This window comes from Acidovorax delafieldii (assembly GCF_007993815.1).
Classification (GTDB): domain Bacteria; phylum Pseudomonadota; class Gammaproteobacteria; order Burkholderiales; family Burkholderiaceae_C; genus Acidovorax; species Acidovorax delafieldii.
Genome location: NZ_VJWE01000017.1, coordinates 213,464 through 233,256 on the forward strand (window position 1 = coordinate 213,464; position 19,793 = coordinate 233,256).

A 19,793-nucleotide genomic window follows, 5' to 3' on the forward strand; every position below is an offset into this window, starting at 1 on the left:
ACAGGTGGGGGTGGGTGGTTCAAGATTGTTGACAGTGGGGTGCTGCGCTCTGCGCTGCGCTCACTGGGCAAAGCCCAGCACCACCCTGCGGGTGGTGGCGCTTTTCTTTTCAATCTTGGTCACCACGATGGCGCCGATCTCCGACGTGTTGGCCACATGCGTGCCGCCACAGGGCTGCAGGTCGATCGGTGGCGCGTCGGCTTCGCCGCCGATGCGGATGGTGCGGATGCGCCCGGTGCCGCGTGGGGGCTGCACGCTCATGCTTTTGACCAGCGCGGGGTTCGCGTCCAGTTCTTCATCGCTGATCGAGGCCACGGTGAGCGGGTGCGCAGCGGCCACCAGGGTGGCGATGGCGGCGGTCAGCTGCTCCTTGTCCAGCGGGTCGGTCATCGCAAAATCCAGCCGCGCGTAGTCGGGTGTGATGGAGCAGCCGTTGACCAGCTGCGGCACCACATGGCACAGCAGGTGGCTGGTGGTGTGCAGGCGCATCATGCGGTGGCGGCGCTCCCAGTCGATACGGGCCGTGACGGTGGTGCCGGGCGTGAGCTGCGCCACGCGGTCTTCCTGCCCGGGGGCGGGGATGTGCACGATGTCGCTGGTGGGGTTGCCGTCGGCGTCCTTGCCTTTGCGGGTGTCGGCAATGGTGATCTGTGTGCCGTCTGCCAGCACCAGCACGCCGCTGTCACCGGCCTGGCCGCCGCCCAGGGGGTAGAACACGGTCTGGTCCAGCACGATGCCGGCATCGGTGACAGCGGTGATGTGGGCGCTGCATTCGCGCAGGTAGGCGTCTTGGCGGAAGAGGTCTTGGGTCATGGTGGCATGTTAGCCGCGCCACTGGCCGTTTCCCAGAGGCCGGCAGCGCCGCTACCATGCACGCATGACTTCTGCCGCCTTGACTCCCTTGCCCTCCCGCTTCTGGGCCGACTTGTCCACCCGTGATTTCGCGGCGCTAAAGGCCAGCGGGCAGGCTGAACAGGTAGTGGCCGTGCTGCCCGTGGCGGCTGTCGAGCAGCATGGGCCACACCTGCCCCTGTCGGTCGATGCGACGCTGCTGCAGGGCGTGATCGATGCCGCGCTGCCGCAGCTGCACGCCGAGTTGCCCGTGCTGTTCCTGCCGCCACAGAACGTGGGCCTGAGCCCGGAGCACATCCGCTTTCCCGGCACGCTCACGCTGTCGCCCGCCACAGTGATTGCGCTGTGGACCGAGATCGGCGAGTGCGTGGCCCGCGCGGGCATCAGGAAGCTGCTGCTGTTCAACGGCCACGGCGGACAGGTGAGCGTGATGGACATCGTGGCGCGCGAGCTGCGCACGCGCTGCGACCTCATCGTCTACAGCGCCAGCTGGTTCAGCCTGCCGCTGCCCGATGCGGTGGCGGGCCAGTTCAGCGCCCAGGAGCACCGCTTTGGCATCCATGCGGGCGACATCGAGACATCGATGATGTTGCACCTCGCGCCCGCCACCGTGCAGATGGCACAGGCGCAAAACTTCCGCTCCACCTCGCAGGACCGGTCGGAGCGCTACGCCATCCTGGGCAACGGCAAAAGCGCCAAGCTGGGCTGGCAGATGCAGGACTACCACCCGGCGGGTGCAGTGGGTAACGCGGCCGCAGCCACGGCCGACAAGGGACAAGCGGTGGTGGACGCTGCAGCGCAGCAACTGGTGGCGCTGCTGCAGGAGCTGCAGGCGCTGCCGCTGTCTACCCTGGCGCATGGCCCCCACTTGCGCTGAACCGGTTTGCTATATTTTTGATAGCTTCCGGCGCATGATCCACTAGCGCAAGCGGCCTGAAAGGCTCAGAAAACCGAAATATCGGTGCTCAGGCGTGCGTCACCCACTGCGCGTGCTCCAGCTCGTTCAGGTGCGGCAGCGTGTTGAAGGTCTGCAGCATCAACCGCTTGGGCGAGATGGAGAACTCCGTCACCGCGCTGTTGCGGATGCGCATGTTCAGCGCAATGGTCACCTCGGGCGCCGTGCCCAGCACCTCGCCCACGGCGGTCGAGATGGGGCCGCCGCTGCTCACCAGCAGCACGTTCTGGCCCGCATGGTGGTGGCGCACATGGTCTAGCGCGCTGCGCACCCCGGCCGAAAACTCGTTCCAGCTGGGCATGCCCTGGGGGCTGATGACGCCTGCCATCCACTGCGCCAGCGCGTCGCACAGGATGCGAAAGTGCGCGCGGTAGCGCTCGGGCGTGTCGGCCGGGCCCAGGGGCTGGGGGTGGATGGCGGCGATCAGCGCATGGCTGTCGTATTCGTTGAGTCCGGGCAACTGCAGCACCTCGGGGGTGGTCTGCAGGCCTTCGGCGATGCCTTCCAGCGTTTGCGTGTGGCGGCGCAGCGTGCCGGTGATGACGGCATCAAACCCCAAGCCGCGTGCGCGCCAGTGTTCGCCCAGGCGCACTGCCTGCTGGCGGCCCAGAGCGCTGAGCTGGTCGTAATCTTCCGCGCCAAACGAGGCCTGGCCATGGCGCACGAGGTAGAGGGTTCCCATGCGGCGGATTGTGATCAGAACCCGCCGCAGGCGTTTGTCGCAAAAGCGACCGATGCTATTAAATGTGTAGCTTTTTCGGTTGAAGCTGCAAGGGCTTCAGCCCGCCAGAACGCTGCCGAACATGAGCGCATCCACGTTGCCGCCCGTCAACGCCAGGCCCACGTGCAAACCCTGTAGCTGGTCGCGTTCCTGCAGCGCCGCCGCCAGCGCCGCCGCACCTGCGCCTTCGGCCACGTTGTGGGTGTCGGTGAACAGGGCACGCATGGCGGCGGCCACCTCGGCGTCGCTCACCTGCACGATGTGGTCGATGTGTGGCGCCATCACGGCCAGGGCCTCGGCATCGGCCACGCGGCAGGCCATGCCGTCGGCCAGCTGGGTGGTCACCGGTGCCTCCACCACGCGGCCTGCGGCCAGCGAATCGGCATAGGTGGTGGCGTGGCTGCTGACCACGCCGACCACGCGGACCGGGTGCTGCAGCGCCAGCTTGGCCGCAATGGCCGAGCACGCGCCCGAGCCCTGGCCGATGGGCACGTACACCACATCGAGCTGCGGCACGGCGCGCAAAAATTCCCACCAGTAGGTGCTCACGCCCCGCAGCAGGTCGGGGTGAAAGCTGGGCACCATGTGGGCGCCGCACTGGGCCGCGAGCTGGATGGCGTGTTCGCGCGCTTCCTGAAAGTCGTCGCCGTGTTCGATGAGCGTGACGCCCAGCGCGCGCATGGCGGCATTCTTCTCCACCGAGTTGCCACGCGGCACGACGATGGTGCAGGCCACGCCGTTGCGGCGTGCGGCCCAGCCCATGCTCTGGCCGTGGTTGCCGCGTGTGGCGCTGATGACCTCAGAAGGCAGCGCGCCGCGCTGAGCGAGCTGGTCAAAGTAGGTCAGGCCGCCCCGGATCTTGAAGGCGCCCACGGGCGTGTGGTTCTCGTGCTTGAGCCAGCAGTCGGTGCCCAGGCGCTGGCTGAGCAGGCCCCAGCGGTACTGGGGCGTGGCGGCGAAGTCGCGGTACACCACCTGGGCAGCGGCTTCGATGTCGGCCAGGGTGGGCAGCAGGGCGGTGGGGTCGAGGCGGGTGTTCATGCGGCGGCTTTCTTTTCGGTGAGGAGGCGCAGGGCGAGCAGGCCCAGCACGGTGCCCATGAAATAGCGCTGGGCGCGCATCCAGGCAGCGTTGCGGTTGAGGAATAGCGCCACGCGCGCGGCGCCCAGCACAAGCAAGGCGTTGACGGCGGCGCTGGTGCTGATCTGTACCGCGCCCAGCGTCAAGCTTTGTTGCAGCAACTGGCCGCGCTCGGGGTGCAGAAACTGGGGGAAGAACGACAGGTAGAACATGGCCACCTTGGGGTTCAACAGGTTGGTCATGAACCCCATGAGGAACAGGGTGCGCGGGCTGTCGTGCGGCAGGTTGCGCGCTTCAAAAGGCGCGGCGCCACCGGGTTTGACGGCCTGCCAGGCCATCCACAGCAAGTAGGCGGCGCCGGCGTAGCGGATGGCGTCAAACGCCAGCGGCACGGCCGCCAGCAGCGCGGTGAGGCCCAGCGCCGCCGCCAGCAGGTGCACGACAAAACCCAGCACCACGCCGGTCAGCGAGATGAGCCCGGCGCGTGGCCCCTGGGTAAGGCTGCGCGAGACGCAGTACACCATGTTGGGTCCCGGCGTGAGCACCAGCACGAGCGCGGCGAGCGCGAAGAGCAGCAATTCCTGCAACGAAAACAGCATGGCGGTTTACTCCTGAGAGGTGACTGAGGTAAGGGTGACGGGGCCCCGTGGCGTGCCGAGCAGGGCGGAGAGGCGCGGCGCGGTGCCCGGCGTGACGAGGACGGAGGCGGCGACACCCACGGCGGTGCACGCGGCCTGCAATGTGGCGGCTTGCGGGTGCTGCAGTGCAAGCTGCTCCAACTGCACGCCGCTGGCGGGCAGGCTGTCGCAGGGGTGCGCCGCGCCCCACTGGATGAGCGTGGGCAGGCAGCCGTCCATCAGGCGCAGGCCGTCGTCCCGCACGGTGATCTGCCATTGCAGCAGGCCATGGGGCGTGGGGCGGCTGGCGGTGATGACGGCGCCGCGATCCATGTCCAGCGCCGACAACGCGGTGCACGCGGCCTCCACGTCGGGCACGCTGGCCACCCAGTGAATGAGCTGGGGGCCGTGTTGCGCCACCTGGCCCTGCAAATTGGCGTCATCCATGTCAAACCAGCGCCTTGCGCTAGTGGATATTGCCTTGGATGCTCCTGGGTTGATAGCAATGATCTCCAGGTAGGCGCGCGGATGCGCCGGGCTGGAGACGTTGAAGATGCGGTTGTGCGTGCCCATCAGCGGGTGTTCGCCGCCCGCCGTGGGGGTGATACCCAGCGTGCGTTCGCACCAGGCCACACCGCTGGCCAGGTCGGCCGCCAGCACGACCAGGTGGTCCACGCAGGCGGGTTGCTGGGTGGAGGTGGCGGTCACAGCAGCACCTCACCGGCCATGCAGGTGACCGAGCTGCCGCCGACCCAGATGGTGTCGCCGTCCTGTTGCACGTACACCCGCCCGGCGCGCCCCAGGCAGGTGCCTTGGGCGGCCACATATTGGGCGGGGGCCAGCCCGGCGCCGATGAGCCATTGCGCCAGCGCTGCGTTGAGGCTGCCGGTCACGGGGTCTTCGGCCAGGCCGTTGTTGCCGGGGAAGAAGGCGCGCACTTCAAAGGCGATGCCTTCGGCGTCGGTGCTGCCAATGACGCCCACCTTGCCACGCGGGCCGACCACGCCCACGTCCAGCTGGCCAAGGATGCTGGCGTCAGGCTTCAGCGCCAGCACCTGCTCGCTGCTGCGCAGCATCACGCCCCGCCAGTTGGGGCCGTTGTCGCACCAGGCGTGGTGCAGGATGTCGCTGTGCGCCACGCCCAGGCCCCGGGCAATCAGCGCCACGTCGTCTTCGGCCAGCGGGCCGCTTTGGATGAGGGGCGGCGCGGCAAAGGCCAGGCGCTCGCCGTCCTGGCGCAGCGTGACCAGGCCCACGCCACACTCCTGCACCACCTGGCCCGCGACCTGGGGCCGTCCGCCGGCTTGGAGCCAAGCGTGGCAGCTGCCCAGCGTGGGGTGGCCTGCAAAAGGCAGTTCGCGCCCGGGGCAGAAGATGCGCACGCGGTAGTCGGCACCGGCGGCGCGCCCTTCCGGGGTGGGGGGCAGCAGGAAGGTGGCTTCGGACAGGTTGGTCCAGTTGGTGAAGTCCTGCATGGCTTCGGTGCTGAGGCCGGAGCCGTCCTGCACCACGGCCAGGGGGTTGCCACGGTAGGGCGTGGCGGTGAATACATCGACTTGCTGGAACGGGCGTTGGTGCATGGTGGTCAGGTCCTTGGTCTATCAAACGGGCAGTGAAGCGGGATGGGTCGGGCACGCCGGGGGCTCACCGGGGTTTGGCCCGATGTGCAAGCAGGTGGTTGTGGCTCGGCGCTCTGGCGAGGCCGAGGGGGAAATCAGCCGCTGGGGCGCGGTGCAGTGCGGTGCGGGGTCATAGCAGCACCGTGCCTTCGATGCAGGTGACGGCTCGGCCGCCCACCCACAGCTGGTGGTCATCGTCCTGGCGGATGTGCACGCGGCCCGCGCGGCCCAGGCATTCGCCCTGGGCCACCAGGTAACTGCGGGGGGCGAGGCCATCGGCAATCAGCCATTCGGCCAGGCTCGCGTTGAGGGTGCCCGTCACCGGGTCTTCAGGGTTGCCCATGGGGGCGGCAAAGGCGCGCACCACCACGCCGGGCTGGGCGGTGTTGCTGGCGGCAGGGCCCACATGGATCACGCCCACGTCCTGGCCCAGATCCTTCAGGCGGGCGTGGTCGGGGTGCAAGCCCAGCACCGTGTCAGCGCTGTCGAGCAGCAAGCCCAGCCACACGGGGCCGTTGTCCAGCATCTGCGCGCCCAGAATCTGCTGCGGGCGCAGGCCCAGGGCGCTCGCGATCAGCGGCACCAGCGCGGGGCTGGGGGCGCTGCGCTTGAGCGGAGGGGCGGCAAACGCCAGGGTGTCGCCGCTCAGTGCGATGCGGACCAGGCCCAGCGCACATTCCTGGATCACCATGCCGTCCTGCTGCGGGCGGTGGCCTGCCTGCAGCCAGGCGTGGCAGGTGCCCAGCGTGGGGTGGCCCGCAAAAGGCAGCTCGCCATTGGGGCTGAAGATGCGCAGGCGGTAGTCGGCCCCAGCCGCGCGCCCGGCGTCGGTGGGCGGCATCAGAAAGGTGGTTTCCGACAGGTTGGTCCAGGCCGCAAAGCGGCGCATGTCGCTGTCGCTCAGGCCGTCGGCATCCAGTACCACGGCCACAGGGTTACCGTAGCCGGGGCGGTCGCTGAAGACGTCGATCTGCTTGAAGGGGCGCTGGTGCATGGTGAGGCGCGGTCAGGAAAGGGGTTGGTCCAGTATCCCGCGGGCGCCGGGGCGGGTGCTGACCGTGTTGTACCACCGCTCCAGGTGGGGACGTGCGGCGCGTTCTTGCGGCAAGCCCCACCAGCGGTGGATCTCACAACCCACCGGGATGTCGGCCATCGTGAACCGCTCACCCGCCATGAAGGGCTGGCGGGCCAGGTGGGCGTCCAGCAGGGCCAGCAGGGGCTCCGTGGCCGCCACCGACGCGGCGATCAGCGCATCGTTGCGCTGGGCCGCAGGCGTGCGGATCCACTGGATGAAGGCGTCGCGCCCGGCCGGGTTCAGCGTGGTCTGCTGCCAGTCCATCCACTGCTCGGCCACAAAACGCGAGGGAAGGTCTTCGGGGCACAGGTTGCCCAGCGAATGCCTTGCGCACAGGTAGCGCACGATGGCGTTGGACTCCCACAGGGTCACGCCCGTGTCCTCGTCCTCAATCAGCGGCACCAGGCCATTGGGGTTGAGGCCCAGGTAGCGCGCCTCGCGCACGATGCCGTACTGGCCGCCCGCGTCGGTGCGCTGCACCGAGGGCAGGCCCAGCTCCTGCACGGCCCACACGACCTTGCGCACGTTGATGGACGACATCCGTCCCCAGACTCTTAGCATGCTTGATGGACTTTCATGGTGCGTCGCGCGACCCCGGGTGCATGAAGTAGGCGTGATTGGGCGAGGTAGCCGCGGAGCTGGCTTTGCCAGGCCGCTGGCTGCGTCCCCCTCCCGCGCAGCGAGAGAGGGGGAAGCGGCGCAGCCGCTCAGGGGGTGACATCCTTGATCGCTGCCGCCAGCGCCGCGATGCCGGTGGCGATCTGCTCGACGGTGGAGGTCACGAACGACAGCCGCAGGGTGCGGTGGTCGGCGTTGTCGGCATAGAAGGCCGCCCCGGGCACAAAGGCCACATTGCGCTCCACGGCCTTGGGCAGCAGTTCGATGGCGCTCATGCCTTCCGGCAGGCGCACCCACAGGAACATGCCGCCGTCGGGGCGGTTCCAGTGCACGCCCAGGCCCTGCATTTCCTTGTCGAGTGCGGCCAGCATGGCCTCGCACTGCTGCTTGTAGAGCGCGCGGATGGTGGGCACGTGGCGGTCCAGGAAGCCGTCCTTCATCACTTCGGCCACCAGTCGCTGGTTATAGCCGGGCGTGTGCAGGTCGGCCGCCTGCTTGGCCTGCAGCAGCTTGGGGTACACGGCCTTGGGTGCCACGATGTAGCCCAGTCGCAGGCCGGGGGCCAGCACCTTGGAGAACGAACCCATGTAGATGCAGCCGTCGGGGTTGCGGGCCGTGAGCGGGGCCGGCGGCGGTGCGTCGAACCACAGGTCGCCGTAGGGGTTGTCTTCCACCAGGGGCAGGTTCAGCTCGGCGGCGGCGGCCACCAGCTCGGTGCGGCGCGCGTCGCTCATGGTGCGGCCCGTGGGGTTCTGGAAGTTGGGCAGCACGTACAGGAACCGCGCCTTGTTCGCGCCCGTGCCCACCTTGGCACGCAGGTCGTCGATCAGCACGCCCTGGTCGTCGCTGGCCACGGACACCACGTTGGGCTCCATGGGCGTGAAGGCCTGCAGCGCGCCCAGGTAGGTGGGCGTTTCCACCAGCACGCGGCTGTCGGTGTCGATGAGGATTTTGGCGATCAGGTCCAGCGCCTGCTGCGAGCCGGTGGTGATGAGGATCTGGTCAGCGTCCACGTCCCAGGGCAGGAAGTCGGCAATCGCCTGGCGCAGCGGGCCATAGCCTTCGCTGGCGGCGTACTGCAGGGCGCCGGGGCCGTCGTTGGCCAGCACGGCGGCAGAAGCGGCGGCAAACGCGGAGACCGGGAAGGTCTTGGGCGATGGCAGGCCGCCTGCCAGGCTGATGATGCCGGGCTTCTCGGTGACCTTCAGGATTTCGCGGATGACCGAGGGGTTCATGCGCTCGGCACGGCGTGCCAGGGTCCACGTGCTGTTGGTGGGAAGGTCGTTCAGTTTCACTCTCGTCTCCTGCGGGTGGCCGCCTGGGCCGCTACGGTTGCAAAGTTGGTGTCAAAAAAATTGGTGTGCAGCAGCCCTGGCGGGTGCGTTCACACCTTCTCAGTCCACGATGAACAGGGTGGCGCCCTGTGGGGAGGTGGACCGATGGGGTTCTGCATTGTCCGCCACCTGGTAACTCATGCCGGGTGTCAAGGTGTACTGGCGGCCGTCGGCCAGCTCTGTGTGCAGCTCGCCGCTCAGGCACAAGAGCACATGGCCCTTAGTGCACCAGTGGTCGGACACATAGCCTGGCGTGTACTCCACCATGCGCACGCGCACCTCGCCAAATGTCTGGGTGCGCCAGAAGGCCTGGCCCGCTGCGGCGCTTTTTTCTTCGCGCGGAATGCTGGCCCAGTCGGTGGTGGCAAAGGGAATGTTCTGCAAATGCATGGTTTTCAGTCCTTGATCGACACCACGGCCTCGATCTCCACCGCAAAGCCACGTGGCAAGGAGCCGACACCGACGGCCGAGCGTGCGTGCCGTCCGGCATCACCAAACACTTCCACCAGCAGGTCGGAGCAGCCGTTGATAACCTCGGTGTGCTGCATGAAGTCGGGTACCGCATTCACCATGCCCAGCAGCTTGACCACACGGCGCACGCGCGAGAGGTCTCCGAGTGCTGCCTGCATGGTGGCGATCAGCTGCAGGCCCACTTCGCGGGCGTGCTGACGTGCCTCGTCGGCACTGATCTCGCGGCCTACCTTGGGGACCACCACCGTGTCGTTGCGCAGTGGCGAGCCCTTGCCCGACAGGTACAGCGTGTTGCCGTCCAGCACATAGGCGTCAAAGTTGCCGCGCGGGGCGGACACGGTGGGCAGCACCAGGCCCAGCTGTTGCAGTCGCTGTTCTGGGGTCATGGCACTCATGCGGGGGCTCCTTGTTGTTGAACGGGCATCCGTTTGCCCACGAAGACGGTGGCGATCACGGCCACTGCAAACACCAGGGTGACGGCATCCAGGTGTTCGCCCAGCAGGGGCACTGCAAACAGCAGGCTCAAAAAGGGCTGGATGAGCTGGATCTGGCTGACCCGCACGGCACCCAGCGCCAGGGCGCGGTACCACGCAAAGAAGCCGATCCACATCGAGAACAGGGCCACATACAGGAAGCCCGCCCAGCTCATCGCGCCAATGCTGGAGGGCACGGCGGGAGCGAACCACCAGGCCACGGGCAGGGTGAGTGGCAGGCAACACACCAGCACCCAGCAGATGACCTGCTCGGCCCCCAGGCGGGGCGTGAGGCGGGCACCGCCGATGTAGCCCAGTGCACCTGTGGTCATGGCGATCAGCAGATAGATGTTGGCTGCGCCCAGGTACAGGCCGCCCGCACGCCACACCATGAAGCCCAGCACCAGCCCGCTGCCCAGCACTGCACAGGCCCAGAAGCCTGCCGAGGGCCGCTGCCGGTACCACAGTGCACCCAGCAGGGCGGTGGACAGCGGCAGCAGGGCTGTGACCACCGCACCATGGGTGCTGGGCACATGGCGCAGTGCCAGCGCCAGGAACAGCGGGAAGCCGACAATCACGCCAAACGCCGTGATGCCCAGCAGTGGCCACTCGGCCCGCACCGGCAGGTTCAGGCGCCCTTGCGTGCGCTGCCACAGCAGGTAGCCAATCGACAGCAAGCCCGCCACGGCGGCACGCCCGAACGTGACGAACCAGGGGGACAGCTGGGGCGCATCGGTAGAGCCCACTGCCAACCGCGTCATGGGCAGCGTGGCCGCAAACAGCGTGACGCCGACCAGGCCCCAGAGCAGGGCTTCTTTTTCCTGTGCGCGGTTCATAGGGTGAGCATCCAGTACGCAGTGAGCACCAGCACGAGTGCCAGCGCGCGGTTGAACCACAGCAGCCGCGCGCCCTGCGCCAGCCACTGGCGCAGCAGCGAGCCCACCAGCGCATAGACAAAGTTGCTGGTGAAGGCGAACACCATCATCACGCCGCAAATGATGGCCAGGCGCTCACCCGGGTTGGCGGCGGGCTGCCCTGCGGCATTGACCACCCAGCCTGCGCTGAGCGTGAGGGCCAGCATCCAGGCCTTGATGTTGACAAACTGCAGGCCTACGCCTTGCCAGAAGGTCACGTTCAGGCGCGACGTGTCGATGGCGGTCATCTGGCCTGCGCGGCTGAGCTTGAAAGCCAGCCAGAGCATGTAGGCCACGCCCAGCAGCGTCACCGCCCAGCGCAGGGCGGGCACGCCGGTGATGAGGGCACCCAGGCCCAGCCCGCTGCCCAGCATGAGCAGCGTCCAGCCAGCAGGCACCGCAAAGCAAAAGCGCAGCGCGCGCTTGAGCCCGAGGTTGGCGGCCAGCGCGGTGGACAAGGTGGTGTTGGGCCCCGGCGAAAAGCTCATGGCGGTGCAAAACAGCAGCAGGGCGGTGAGTTCAGCGACGCTCATGGTGGGTGCGGGAAGGGGTGGGGGACTTGTGGGGGATTTGCCTTCAATGTAATCTTGCTACCAATACACAACCAGTACAGACAGTCGGCGCAGTTGCAAATCTGTATTGCCCGGCAAAACAATACACACCGGCGCCTGGCGGCGCAGCGAGCGGAATGCCACCATGCTGATGAAATCGTCGACCCAGTCGCTGACCGAACAACTGTCCGCCCGGTTTGCCGAGCGCATCCGCAACCGCCTGATGGCGCCGGGTGCACGCCTGCCGTCGGTGCGCCAGTGCGCGCAGCAGCACGGGGTGAGCCCGTCCACCGTGGTGGCGGCCTATGACCAGCTGCTGGCGCAGGGCCTGGTGGAGGCGCGCAAGAACCGGGGGTTTTTTGTCCGCGAAAGTGGCCGAGCGGTGGATGCAGCCGATGGCGACCTTGAAGCGCGCGCGCGCCCCGACGACCTGGCTCTGGAAAGTGCTGCCGCCAACTGGAGCACGGCGCACTGGTTTGCGGCGCGTGCCGCCGGCAGCGCGGGTCCAGGGGTGTCGCCCGTCAACGCCACGGCGCTGATCCGGGGCATGTTCCACAAGATCAGCGACAAGCCCCAGCCCGGCATGGGGGTCTTTCCGCCCGACTGGCTGGAGTCCACCTTCATGCCCGCCGCCGTGCGCAAGGTCACCAACTCGCGCGCCCTGCAGGAGTTTTCGCTGCAGTATGGCGAGCCGCTGGGCGATGCAGGCCTGCGGCGCGTGCTGGCCAAAAAGCTGTCCACGCTCAACGTGCACACGGTGCCTGAGAACATCATCACCACCGTGGGGGCCACGCATGCGCTGGACATCGTGAGCCGCACCCTGCTGCGCCCGGGCGACCCGGTCATGGTGGAGGAGCCCGGCTGGGCAGTGGAGTTTGCGCGGCTGGCCGCCTTGGGCATGCACATCCTGCCCGTGCCGCGCCGCGCCGATGGCCCGGATCTGGAAGTCATGGCGCGCTACTGCGAGGTGCACAAGCCCAAGCTCTACGTGAGCGTGAGCGTGTTTCACAACCCCACGGGCTACTGCCTTACGCCGGGCAGTGCCCACCGCGTGTTGCAGTTGGCCAACCAGCACAACTTCCATGTGGTGGAAGACGACACCTACAGCCACATAGCGCCGGAGCACGCCACGCGCCTCACGGCGCTGGATGGCCTGCAGCGCACCATCTATGTGAGCGGCTTTGCCAAGATCCTGGCGCCCAACTGGCGCATTGGCTTCATGGCTGCGCCGCCTGCGCTGGTGGAGCAATTGCTGGACACCAAGCTGCTGGCCACGCTGACCACCCCGGCGCTGCTGGAGAAGGCCCTGGCACTGTGCATCGAGCAGGGCCAGCTGCGCCGCCACGCCGAACGCATCCGCACCCGGCTGGATGCCGCACGCGCGCGCAGCGTCAAGCTCGCCCTGGGGGCGGGCTGCACCTTTGCGGCCGAGCCGGTGGGCCTGTTTGGCTGGGTGGAGACCGGGGTGGACACCGATGCGCTGTCGCAGCGCATGCTGGACGAAGGCTATCTGCTGGCGCCCGGTGCGTTGTTCCATGCCGAGCGCAAACCCAGTACGCTCATGCGCATCAACTTTGCAACGACGCAGGACGCGGCGTTCTGGCGCATCTTTGAGCGTGTGCGGGCTGAGCAAGGGCGGTGAGCCGCAGACATTGCCCTGGGGTCGCGCAATCGCATGGTGGTGTCGCCCACCGAAACCGGCGCAGGGGCCTACTTTCTTTCCACTTCCAGGTCAGACAACACCCGCAGCAGCGCGCGGTTGACCTCTTCCAGGTCCATCTCGAAGGTCTCGCACAGCTGGCGGATGGCGCTGGCGTCATCTGTCTCCAGTGCACACGCCATCTGCAGACCGCCGGTGTAGGGGCCAGTGCGCAACACGGTGGCGTCGTAGATGCGTTCGGACAGGGGCAGGCGCTTGAGGATGGTGCCCAGGGGCTCGCCCAGCAGCTCATCGAGCTGGGAGAGCAGGCCACACAGGTAGATCTCGCGGCGCAGGTCGTTCTCGATGCCCGCGTCCAGCAGCCGCGCGGTGAGCTGTGCGCGGATCACCATGGCTTCGCGCACCGGCTGCATGTTGGCCTCGGTGCTCGCATGGGGCAGCTGGTCGGACAGCCAGCGCTTGATGGAGCTGTAGCCCATCATCACCAGGCCCCGGCGCAGCGAATCAATGCCGGTGCGCAGGCCCAGGGCGGCCGAGTTGGTATAGACCATGAAGCGGTACGCGAGCAGCGGGTCCTCGCCCATGATGTCTTCAAAGGTTTCCAGCGACTGCTCGTCGTCGATGGCCTTCATGAGTTTGAAGATCACCGCGTGCGAGGGCTGCTGCGGGTGGTGGCGCAGGCTGTAGAGCACGTCCTCCGTCGGCCACCCAGCCAGCGCCATCGCGTTGCCCTGGTCCAGACAGTGCTCCATGAGTGCCCGGCTGGCGATGTTTTCGTACATCTGGCCAGCCAGCACCGGGCTGGGGGTGCGTTTGGCAACAGGTCCTGCTGCGGCGGCGGCACTGCCTGGGCGTGGGGGCGTGGCTTGCAGCGCAGCCACGGCGTCTTCCGGGCGCAAGGTCAGCAGGCTGTTGTCGAAGCAGCGGGCAATCTCGGGCTCGGGCAGCTTGTCCATGTCGCCCCGCCACACCATGCGCAGCCCGCGCTGGTGCGCGGCCTTCACGCGGTCATAGATGGCAGAGTCCGACAGCCACTCGCCGCGCACCTCGATCCACGGTGCAGCACGTGGCGCGTTTTCGAGCAGGTCGCACAGCAGCTGGCGGGTCTGTGCCGAGATCAGCAGCGGCGGCGAGCTGGCCGACCACAGCTCCTGCAGCGTGCGCAGCAGGTGCCCGCCATCGACGGTTGCCGAGGCCTCGTTGTGGGCATACAGCTGGATGCCTGCGAGTTTGCGGGCGCGGTTCCACAAAGGGCGGTAGCCCAGGATCAGGCTACCTAGGACGGATTGGACCATGGGCTCTCAGGCAAAAAAACAGGGCCAGCCAGCGCTCGCGGGATGGGTGTCGCCACGGTGCACCAGCCGGTGCTGAAGCCTGCTGGCACAGGGTGCGATGGGCTCTGCGCCCGAACACCCTCTGCCGCACAGGCTCCTAGCCAATAAAGTTAAACAGCGACAACTTCTGAACCTGCGCATAGGACTTGAGTGCAGCCTCATAACCCACCTGCTGGTTCTGGAAGTCGGAAATGCCCTTGATCATATCGAGATCCTCTGCCCGCGAACGGTCGCCTTCCAGCTGGATGGAGCGCTTGTCCTGGTCGCCGGTGATGCGGTCTGCGCGATTGAGCAGCTCGCCGGCAAAGCCGCGGATGTTGTGCAGCCGCTCCAGCCCAACGTCCACGTTGGCCAGCGCCTGGCCCACGGCCTGGATGGCTGCGTTGCTGTTGGGGGCGTTGCGGATGCCATTGATGGCGCTGTCCAGCGTGCTGAACATGCTGGGGCTGGGCTGCAGGGTGACGGTGTCGCCGTTGCCGGGGTTGCCCTTGATATCGAAGGTCAGCCCCGGAATGCCGGTGACGGAAATAGTGACCGGCTTGTCGGTGGGGTAGTCAGGCACTGTGACCGGCGCGGATACGGCACCCGTCGTGGTGTTGGTCAGCGTGTAGGTGGCGGTGCTGGTGCCGGTCGTGGCGCCCGGACCCACCGCGCTGAAGGTGATGGTGTAGTTGTCACCAGTGATCAGGCTCTTGTCCACAGGCGTGATGGGAGTCGTGGTGAGCTGGCGGGCGTTGGGGATCGCGCTGACACTAGCGGTGTACACGCCATCGCGGTTGGGGTCGAACATGAAGGCGGCGTCGCCGTCCACGGTGCCGGGGATGGTGACGCCATTGCTGGCGGTCTGGCCCGGCAAGCCGTCAAAAACGTAGTCGGGGCTGCTGCTCAGTGGGCCCAGGAACGGTGCCAGGGCACTGCCCAGCGCGCCCAGCAGCGGGATGCCATTGGTGTCCTTGCGATTGGCCACTTCCACAAGTTGCTCACGCAGGCCCTGCAGCTGGTTGGCAATGGTGGCGCGGTCGTTGGGGGTGAGTGTTGCGCTGCCAGCGTTCACCACCAGCTCGCGGAAGTTCTGTACCAAGCTCACCGCATCACCCAACGACGATTCGGCCTGCGCAATGGCATTGCGCTGGGTCTCCAGCGCACGTTGTTCAGTCTGGATGCGCGACAGGCGGTTGAGGGCCCGCTCGGCCTGGGCTGCCGACACTGGGTCGTCGCTGGCGCGCACCACGCGTTTGCCTGACGTCAGGTTCTCTTGCAGCGTGGTGAGGCTGGTCTGGCGCGCGCCCAGGTTGCGCAGCGCGTTGTCGTACATGTTGGCCGTGCCGACGCGGTAGATGTTTGTGCTCATGTCGAACTCCTCACGCCAGGGGCGGAATTTATCGGCCCAGGCCCTGGATCAGCGAATCAAAAATGTTCTGCGCAATCTGGATCATCTTGGCCGAGGCTTGGTAGGCCTGCTGGTATTGGATCAGCTTGGCGGCCTCTTCGTCCAGGTTGACTCCCGACACTGCAGTGCGGTCGCGCTCCAGGTTGGCGGCAATGGTGGAAGACAGCTGTTCTGCAAACTTGGCACTCTGGGTGCGCGTTCCCACCTGGGCAATGGCACCCGCATAACCGTCGGTGAGGGTGGACTCGTCAAACATTTTCACGTCGCGCAGGCCCATCAGGGCATTCGCGTTGCCTGCGTTGCGGGTGTAGGCGTCTCCGTACTGCGGGTCCAGCGCATTGCCGATCACCACGGTGTCGCCCGTCTTGGGGGTGCCCTGCAGCGTGATTTGCCAGCCGTTGATCGAGATGGGCTGGCCCGAGGTGTAGGGCTGCGCAGTCGCCAGCGAGGTGGGTGGCGCGGTCCCGCGGTCGAGCACGTCGTAGGTCGTGGGCGGCCCGGCGGTGAACTGCAACTGGATACCCCCCAGGATGGGCGGAATGGCTGCTGGGTTGGCATTTGCCGGCAGCACCAGCCCCGGCGGGTTGGGCAGGCCCGTGGCCTTGAGGCTGCCCAGCTGCATGGTGCCGCCGTTGGCCGTGCCCATGGCGGCGTTGATGGGGTTGGCGGCTGCCAGGTCGCGCGGCGAATACACCAGCGCCTGGATGTTGTTGGCAGCCGTGCTGAACGGCTTGAACAGCATGCGCTCGCCAGGGTTGCCGGGCGTGGTCAGGTTGAAGTTGAGCCCATCGATCTGCAGCGTGGCCAGGTTGGCAGCGCTGGTGAACGGGGTTGATTGACCGTCGGACAGGCGCACCACCTGCCCGGCTGTGCCCGTGGTGAAGCGAATCTCATAGTCGGACGCAGCAAACTGCGTGGGGCCGGTGAACGACACCGTGCCCACGCCTGCGCCGTTGGTGTGGCCCGGCATGCTGGTGGGCAAGGCGAACAGATCCTTGCCTGGCACGCCATCGAGCGTCAGGCCCAGGTTCTGCTGGTCGTTCATCGTCATGCCGATGGCAAGTGCCATGCGGCCCAGCAGATTACGCCCTTCGCTCAGGTCCGTGTTCTGAAAGCGCAGCAGGCCCGAGACGCTGCCACCGCCCAGCACGTTCTCGTCCAGCTCCACGGGGGTGGCACCGGGGCGGTTGAAAAACAGCTTGGACTGTCCGCTGCCCGGGAAAGTCGTTGCATCGTCGATCGACAGGCTGGCGGCCGTGCTGCCCAGCACCAGGGGCTGGCTGCCCGCCACGAACAGGCCCACGGTGCCGTCATCCGCCGGGATCTGGGTGGTCTGCACATACTGGTTGATGTCGCGGATGATCTGGTCGCGCTGGTCCAGCAAGTCGTTGGGGCTCTGGCCGTTGCCGGTGGCCCGGGCGATCTGCTCATTGATGGCCGCCATCTGCGTGGCCAGGCTGTTGATGGCGGTCACGCTGCTCTGCAGCTGTTCCTTGACGGTGTACTCGATCTCGTTGATCCGGTCGCTGGCGGTGCGCATGCGTGCGGCCGTTTCGTCCAGCCGCGTAAGGACTACCGTGCGTGCGGTGATGTCGGTGGGGCTGCTGACCACGTCCGAGAACGCGTTCATCATGTCGTTGATGGCGGCGCCCAGGCCCTGGGTGCCGCCGCTGAACACTTCCTGCAACTGGCTCAGGCGCTGGGCGCGGATGGCGTCGGCCGCCTGGGTCGATCCAGCCGCGGCCGACTGGCGCGTGAGCAGCTCGCTCTGGTTGCGCAGAATGGTCTGCACATCCACGCCCTGGCCGATGTAGCCACCGCCCGTGAACTGGCCCTGGACGGTTTGCAGCACCACCGTCTGGCGCGAATAGCCGGGTGTGTTGACATTGGCAATGTTGTGGCCTGCCGTCTGCAGGGCCACCTGGTTGGCCAGCAGGGCGCGGGCGCCGACGTTGAGCAGACTCATGGCTTACCTCGGTTCTTCTCGTCCATCACGCCTGGGCGCGCTGTACACGCAGCGCGCTGTTGATAGCGCCGCTGAGCTTCTTGGCGTACTCCGGGTCGGTGGCGTAACCGGCCTTTTGCAGCTCGGCCGCGTAGGCCACGGCAGAGCCCGTCTTGGCGGTGGCCTGGGCTCTTTCGTAGCGCGGGTTGTCGGTGATCAGCTTGGCGTAGTCGCGAAAGGAATCCTCGTACGAGTCGTACGCACGGAACTTGGCCACCACCTTGCGCGGTGTGCCGTTGATGTATTCGGTGGTCGTGATCTCGGCCACCTTGCCGGTCCAGCCCTTGCCCGCCTTGATGCCGAACAGGTTGAACGAGTTGCCGCCGTTGGCGGTCTTGATCTCGCTCTTGCCCCAGCCGGTTTCGTGTCCAGCCTGGCCGAGCATGAAGCTGGCGGGAATGCCGCTTTCCTGCGCCACGCGCTCGGCGGTGCCGCTCAGGTGCTGCACAAAGCCTTCGCGGCCCTTGGGGACGGGCAGGGTGGTTTCGACGGAAGACGTGGTGGCGGAGGTCGCAGACCGGTTCTGTGCCTGCGGCAGGCTCAGCGTGGACGGCACCGAGAAGTTGGTGTCCGCACCGCCCATCTGGCGCGAAAGCTGGCGGGCGATGGCTTCGGACAAGCCGCCCTGCAGGCCCGACATGTTGACCGACAGCTGCTGGTCCAGCATGTCCTGGCCCAGGTTGGCCTGCTCGCCCTCCATCAGGCCGGACTTCATGGTGGCGTCGCGCATGCTCTTGATGAGTTCGCGCATGAACAGCGATTCAAACTGCTTGGCTGCCTCGCGCGTGACCTGTGCGCTGTTGCTCGTGCCCGCGTCGTATTTGAGGGAGTTGAGCGAGCGGATATCGACCGCCAGCGCGTTCGAGGGGCTGGAGGTGCTGGACGAGGGCAGGGTCAGGGCCATGGTCGCTCCCGGTGGATGGTGCGCGCAGCGGCGGCAGCAGGGCGAGCCATGTCAGATCACCTCCAGCTCGGCGTTCAGCGCGCCGGCAGCCTTGATGGCCTGCAGGATGGCCAGCAGGTCGCCGGGTGTGGCGCCCAGCGTGTTGAGGGCCTTGACCACGTCGGCCAGCTGCGGCGACGCGGGCATCTGGATCACGTTGCCCGGTTCCTGGTTGATGGTGATGTCGCTCTTTTGCGTGACCACCGTCTGCCCCTGCGAGAACGCATTGGGCTGGCTGACCACGGGCGTGGAGCTGATGGTGATCGACAGGTTGCCGTGGGCGATGGCACAAGGCCCCAGCGTGACCGACTGGTTGAGCACCACCGAGCCCGTGCGGGCGTTGATGACCACCTTGGCAGAGGGCGTGGAGGATTCGAGCGGCAGCTCTTCCAGGTCGGCAATGAAGCCGACGCGGGCGCCGGGGTCGATGGGAGCGCGCACCTGCACCGTGCGACCATCCAGCGCGGTGGCCAGGCCGTTGCCCAGCTTGGCGTTGATCACCTGGGCTACACGGCGGGCGGTCTGGAAGTCAGAGGCGTTCAGGCCCAGGTTGATGGTGTCGCCTTCGTTGAGCGGGGTAGGCACGGCCCGTTCCACCTGCGCACCGAGCGGGATGCGGCCTGCGCTCAGGTGGTTGATCTGCACCTTGCTGCCACCGGCTGACGCGCCAGCGCCGCCCACCACCATGTTGCCCTGGGCCAGTGCATAGATCTCGCCGTCAGCGCCGCGCAGCGGTGTGACGATGAGCGTGCCGCCCTTGAGCGACTTGGCATTGCCCATGGACGAGACGTTCACGTCGATCTGCTGGCCCGGCTGGGCAAAGGCGGGCAGTTGCGCCGTGACGATCACCGCTGCCACGTTCTTGAGCTGCAGCTGTGACGCCGTGCCGGGTGGCAGGCTGATGCCCATCTGCTGCAGGTAGTTGGACATGGCCTGCGTGGTGTAGGGCATCTGCGTCGTCTGGTCGCCCGTGCCGTCCAGCCCTACCACCAGGCCGTAGCCGGTCAACTGGTTGCTGCGCACGCCCTGCACCGCCGCCACTTCCTTGATGCGCAAGGCCTGTGCAGGCGTTGTCAGCCCTGCGGCCACCAGGGCCAGCAGCAGCCACAGCACGCGCGCGGTGCGGGTCAAGAGGGAGTGGGACGAGGCTTTCATGGCATCCATTGTGGTAGGCCATGGCC

20 protein-coding genes are annotated in these 19,793 nt (G+C 67.2%); 2 read left to right on the top strand and 18 right to left on the bottom strand.

The genetic code is table 11. The features are described from left to right. Positions 1-60 precede the first annotated feature (60 nt). The gene (locus ATF69_RS20505) at positions 61-813 is read right to left on the bottom strand and encodes an alanyl-tRNA editing protein (RefSeq protein ID WP_146872107.1); all 753 of its coding nucleotides are present in this window, start codon (positions 811-813) and stop codon (positions 61-63) included. A 64-nt stretch (positions 814-877) separates the two neighbouring features. On the opposite strand from ATF69_RS20505, the gene ATF69_RS20510 reads away from it, so the two are divergent. Beyond that, entirely contained in the window at positions 878-1,729 is an 852-nt protein-coding gene (locus tag ATF69_RS20510; protein WP_146872108.1) for a creatininase family protein, read from the top strand. A gap of 88 nt (positions 1,730-1,817) precedes the next feature. Here the strand turns inward: ATF69_RS20510 and ATF69_RS20515 are convergent, their stop codons facing one another. The 12 genes from ATF69_RS20515 to ATF69_RS20570 form a co-directional block, all read right to left on the bottom strand. Continuing rightward, on the bottom strand, positions 1,818-2,489 hold the full coding sequence (locus ATF69_RS20515) for a histidine phosphatase family protein (RefSeq protein ID WP_099729160.1): 672 nt from the start codon (positions 2,487-2,489) through the stop codon (positions 1,818-1,820). Between the two features lie 96 nt (positions 2,490-2,585). After that, a complete protein-coding gene (locus tag ATF69_RS20520; RefSeq protein ID WP_146872109.1) occupies positions 2,586-3,569 on the bottom strand; it encodes a threonine dehydratase in 984 nt (327 codons plus the stop codon). Next, complete coding sequence (locus ATF69_RS20525; protein WP_056065617.1) at positions 3,566-4,207, bottom strand: LysE family translocator; 642 nt, start codon at positions 4,205-4,207, stop codon at positions 3,566-3,568. The genes ATF69_RS20520 and ATF69_RS20525 overlap by 4 nt, the downstream gene beginning before the upstream one ends. A gap of 6 nt (positions 4,208-4,213) precedes the next feature. Beyond that, positions 4,214-4,933 (bottom strand): VOC family protein, encoded by a 720-nt coding sequence (locus ATF69_RS20530; RefSeq protein WP_146872110.1) that lies wholly within the window; start codon positions 4,931-4,933, stop codon positions 4,214-4,216. Next, a complete protein-coding gene (locus tag ATF69_RS20535) occupies positions 4,930-5,805 on the bottom strand; it encodes a PhzF family phenazine biosynthesis protein (RefSeq protein WP_146872111.1) in 876 nt (291 codons plus the stop codon). The genes ATF69_RS20530 and ATF69_RS20535 overlap by 4 nt, the downstream gene beginning before the upstream one ends. 169 nt (positions 5,806-5,974) lie before the next feature. Beyond that, a complete protein-coding gene (locus ATF69_RS20540) occupies positions 5,975-6,838 on the bottom strand; it encodes a PhzF family phenazine biosynthesis protein (RefSeq protein ID WP_056065622.1) in 864 nt (287 codons plus the stop codon). Between the two features lie 12 nt (positions 6,839-6,850). Continuing rightward, positions 6,851-7,480, bottom strand: coding sequence for a glutathione S-transferase (locus ATF69_RS20545; protein WP_146872112.1), 630 nt, complete (start codon positions 7,478-7,480; stop codon positions 6,851-6,853). A 146-nt stretch (positions 7,481-7,626) separates the two neighbouring features. Next, positions 7,627-8,832 (bottom strand): aminotransferase-like domain-containing protein, encoded by a 1,206-nt coding sequence (locus ATF69_RS20550; RefSeq protein WP_208758753.1) that lies wholly within the window; start codon positions 8,830-8,832, stop codon positions 7,627-7,629. Positions 8,833-8,931: 99 nt separating this feature from the next. Beyond that, entirely contained in the window at positions 8,932-9,261 is a 330-nt protein-coding gene (locus ATF69_RS20555; protein ID WP_108496888.1) for a DHCW motif cupin fold protein, read from the bottom strand. A gap of 5 nt (positions 9,262-9,266) precedes the next feature. Beyond that, on the bottom strand, positions 9,267-9,737 hold the full coding sequence (locus ATF69_RS20560) for a RidA family protein (RefSeq protein WP_146872113.1): 471 nt from the start codon (positions 9,735-9,737) through the stop codon (positions 9,267-9,269). After that, a complete protein-coding gene (locus ATF69_RS20565; RefSeq protein WP_056065632.1) occupies positions 9,734-10,651 on the bottom strand; it encodes a DMT family transporter in 918 nt (305 codons plus the stop codon). Before ATF69_RS20565 ends, ATF69_RS20560 begins: the two co-directional genes overlap by 4 nt. Further along, on the bottom strand, positions 10,648-11,262 hold the full coding sequence (locus ATF69_RS20570) for a LysE family translocator (RefSeq protein WP_056747996.1): 615 nt from the start codon (positions 11,260-11,262) through the stop codon (positions 10,648-10,650). Before ATF69_RS20570 ends, ATF69_RS20565 begins: the two co-directional genes overlap by 4 nt. Positions 11,263-11,425: 163 nt before the next feature. Between ATF69_RS20570 and ATF69_RS20575 the strand changes: the two genes are divergently transcribed. Beyond that, positions 11,426-12,922: an aminotransferase-like domain-containing protein gene (locus ATF69_RS20575; RefSeq protein ID WP_146872114.1), complete on the top strand. Its 1,497-nt coding sequence runs from the start codon at positions 11,426-11,428 to the stop codon at positions 12,920-12,922. Positions 12,923-12,990: 68 nt separating this feature from the next. On the opposite strand, the gene ATF69_RS20580 is transcribed toward ATF69_RS20575, so the two are convergent. From ATF69_RS20580 to ATF69_RS20600, 5 genes are all read right to left on the bottom strand, one after another. Continuing rightward, a complete protein-coding gene (locus tag ATF69_RS20580) occupies positions 12,991-14,235 on the bottom strand; it encodes an HDOD domain-containing protein (protein ID WP_146872115.1) in 1,245 nt (414 codons plus the stop codon). 136 nt (positions 14,236-14,371) lie between these two features. Continuing rightward, entirely contained in the window at positions 14,372-15,625 is a 1,254-nt protein-coding gene (flgL, locus tag ATF69_RS20585) for a flagellar hook-associated protein FlgL (protein WP_146872116.1), read from the bottom strand. Between the two features lie 28 nt (positions 15,626-15,653). Continuing rightward, positions 15,654-17,630 (bottom strand): flagellar hook-associated protein FlgK, encoded by a 1,977-nt coding sequence (gene flgK / locus ATF69_RS20590; protein ID WP_146872117.1) that lies wholly within the window; start codon positions 17,628-17,630, stop codon positions 15,654-15,656. 25 nt (positions 17,631-17,655) lie between these two features. Then, positions 17,656-18,573 (bottom strand): flagellar assembly peptidoglycan hydrolase FlgJ, encoded by a 918-nt coding sequence (flgJ, locus tag ATF69_RS20595; RefSeq protein ID WP_146872118.1) that lies wholly within the window; start codon positions 18,571-18,573, stop codon positions 17,656-17,658. Between the two features lie 51 nt (positions 18,574-18,624). Then, positions 18,625-19,776, bottom strand: a complete 1,152-nt coding sequence (locus tag ATF69_RS20600) for a flagellar basal body P-ring protein FlgI (protein WP_146872119.1) — start codon at positions 19,774-19,776, stop codon at positions 18,625-18,627. Positions 19,777-19,793: the final 17 nt, after the last annotated feature.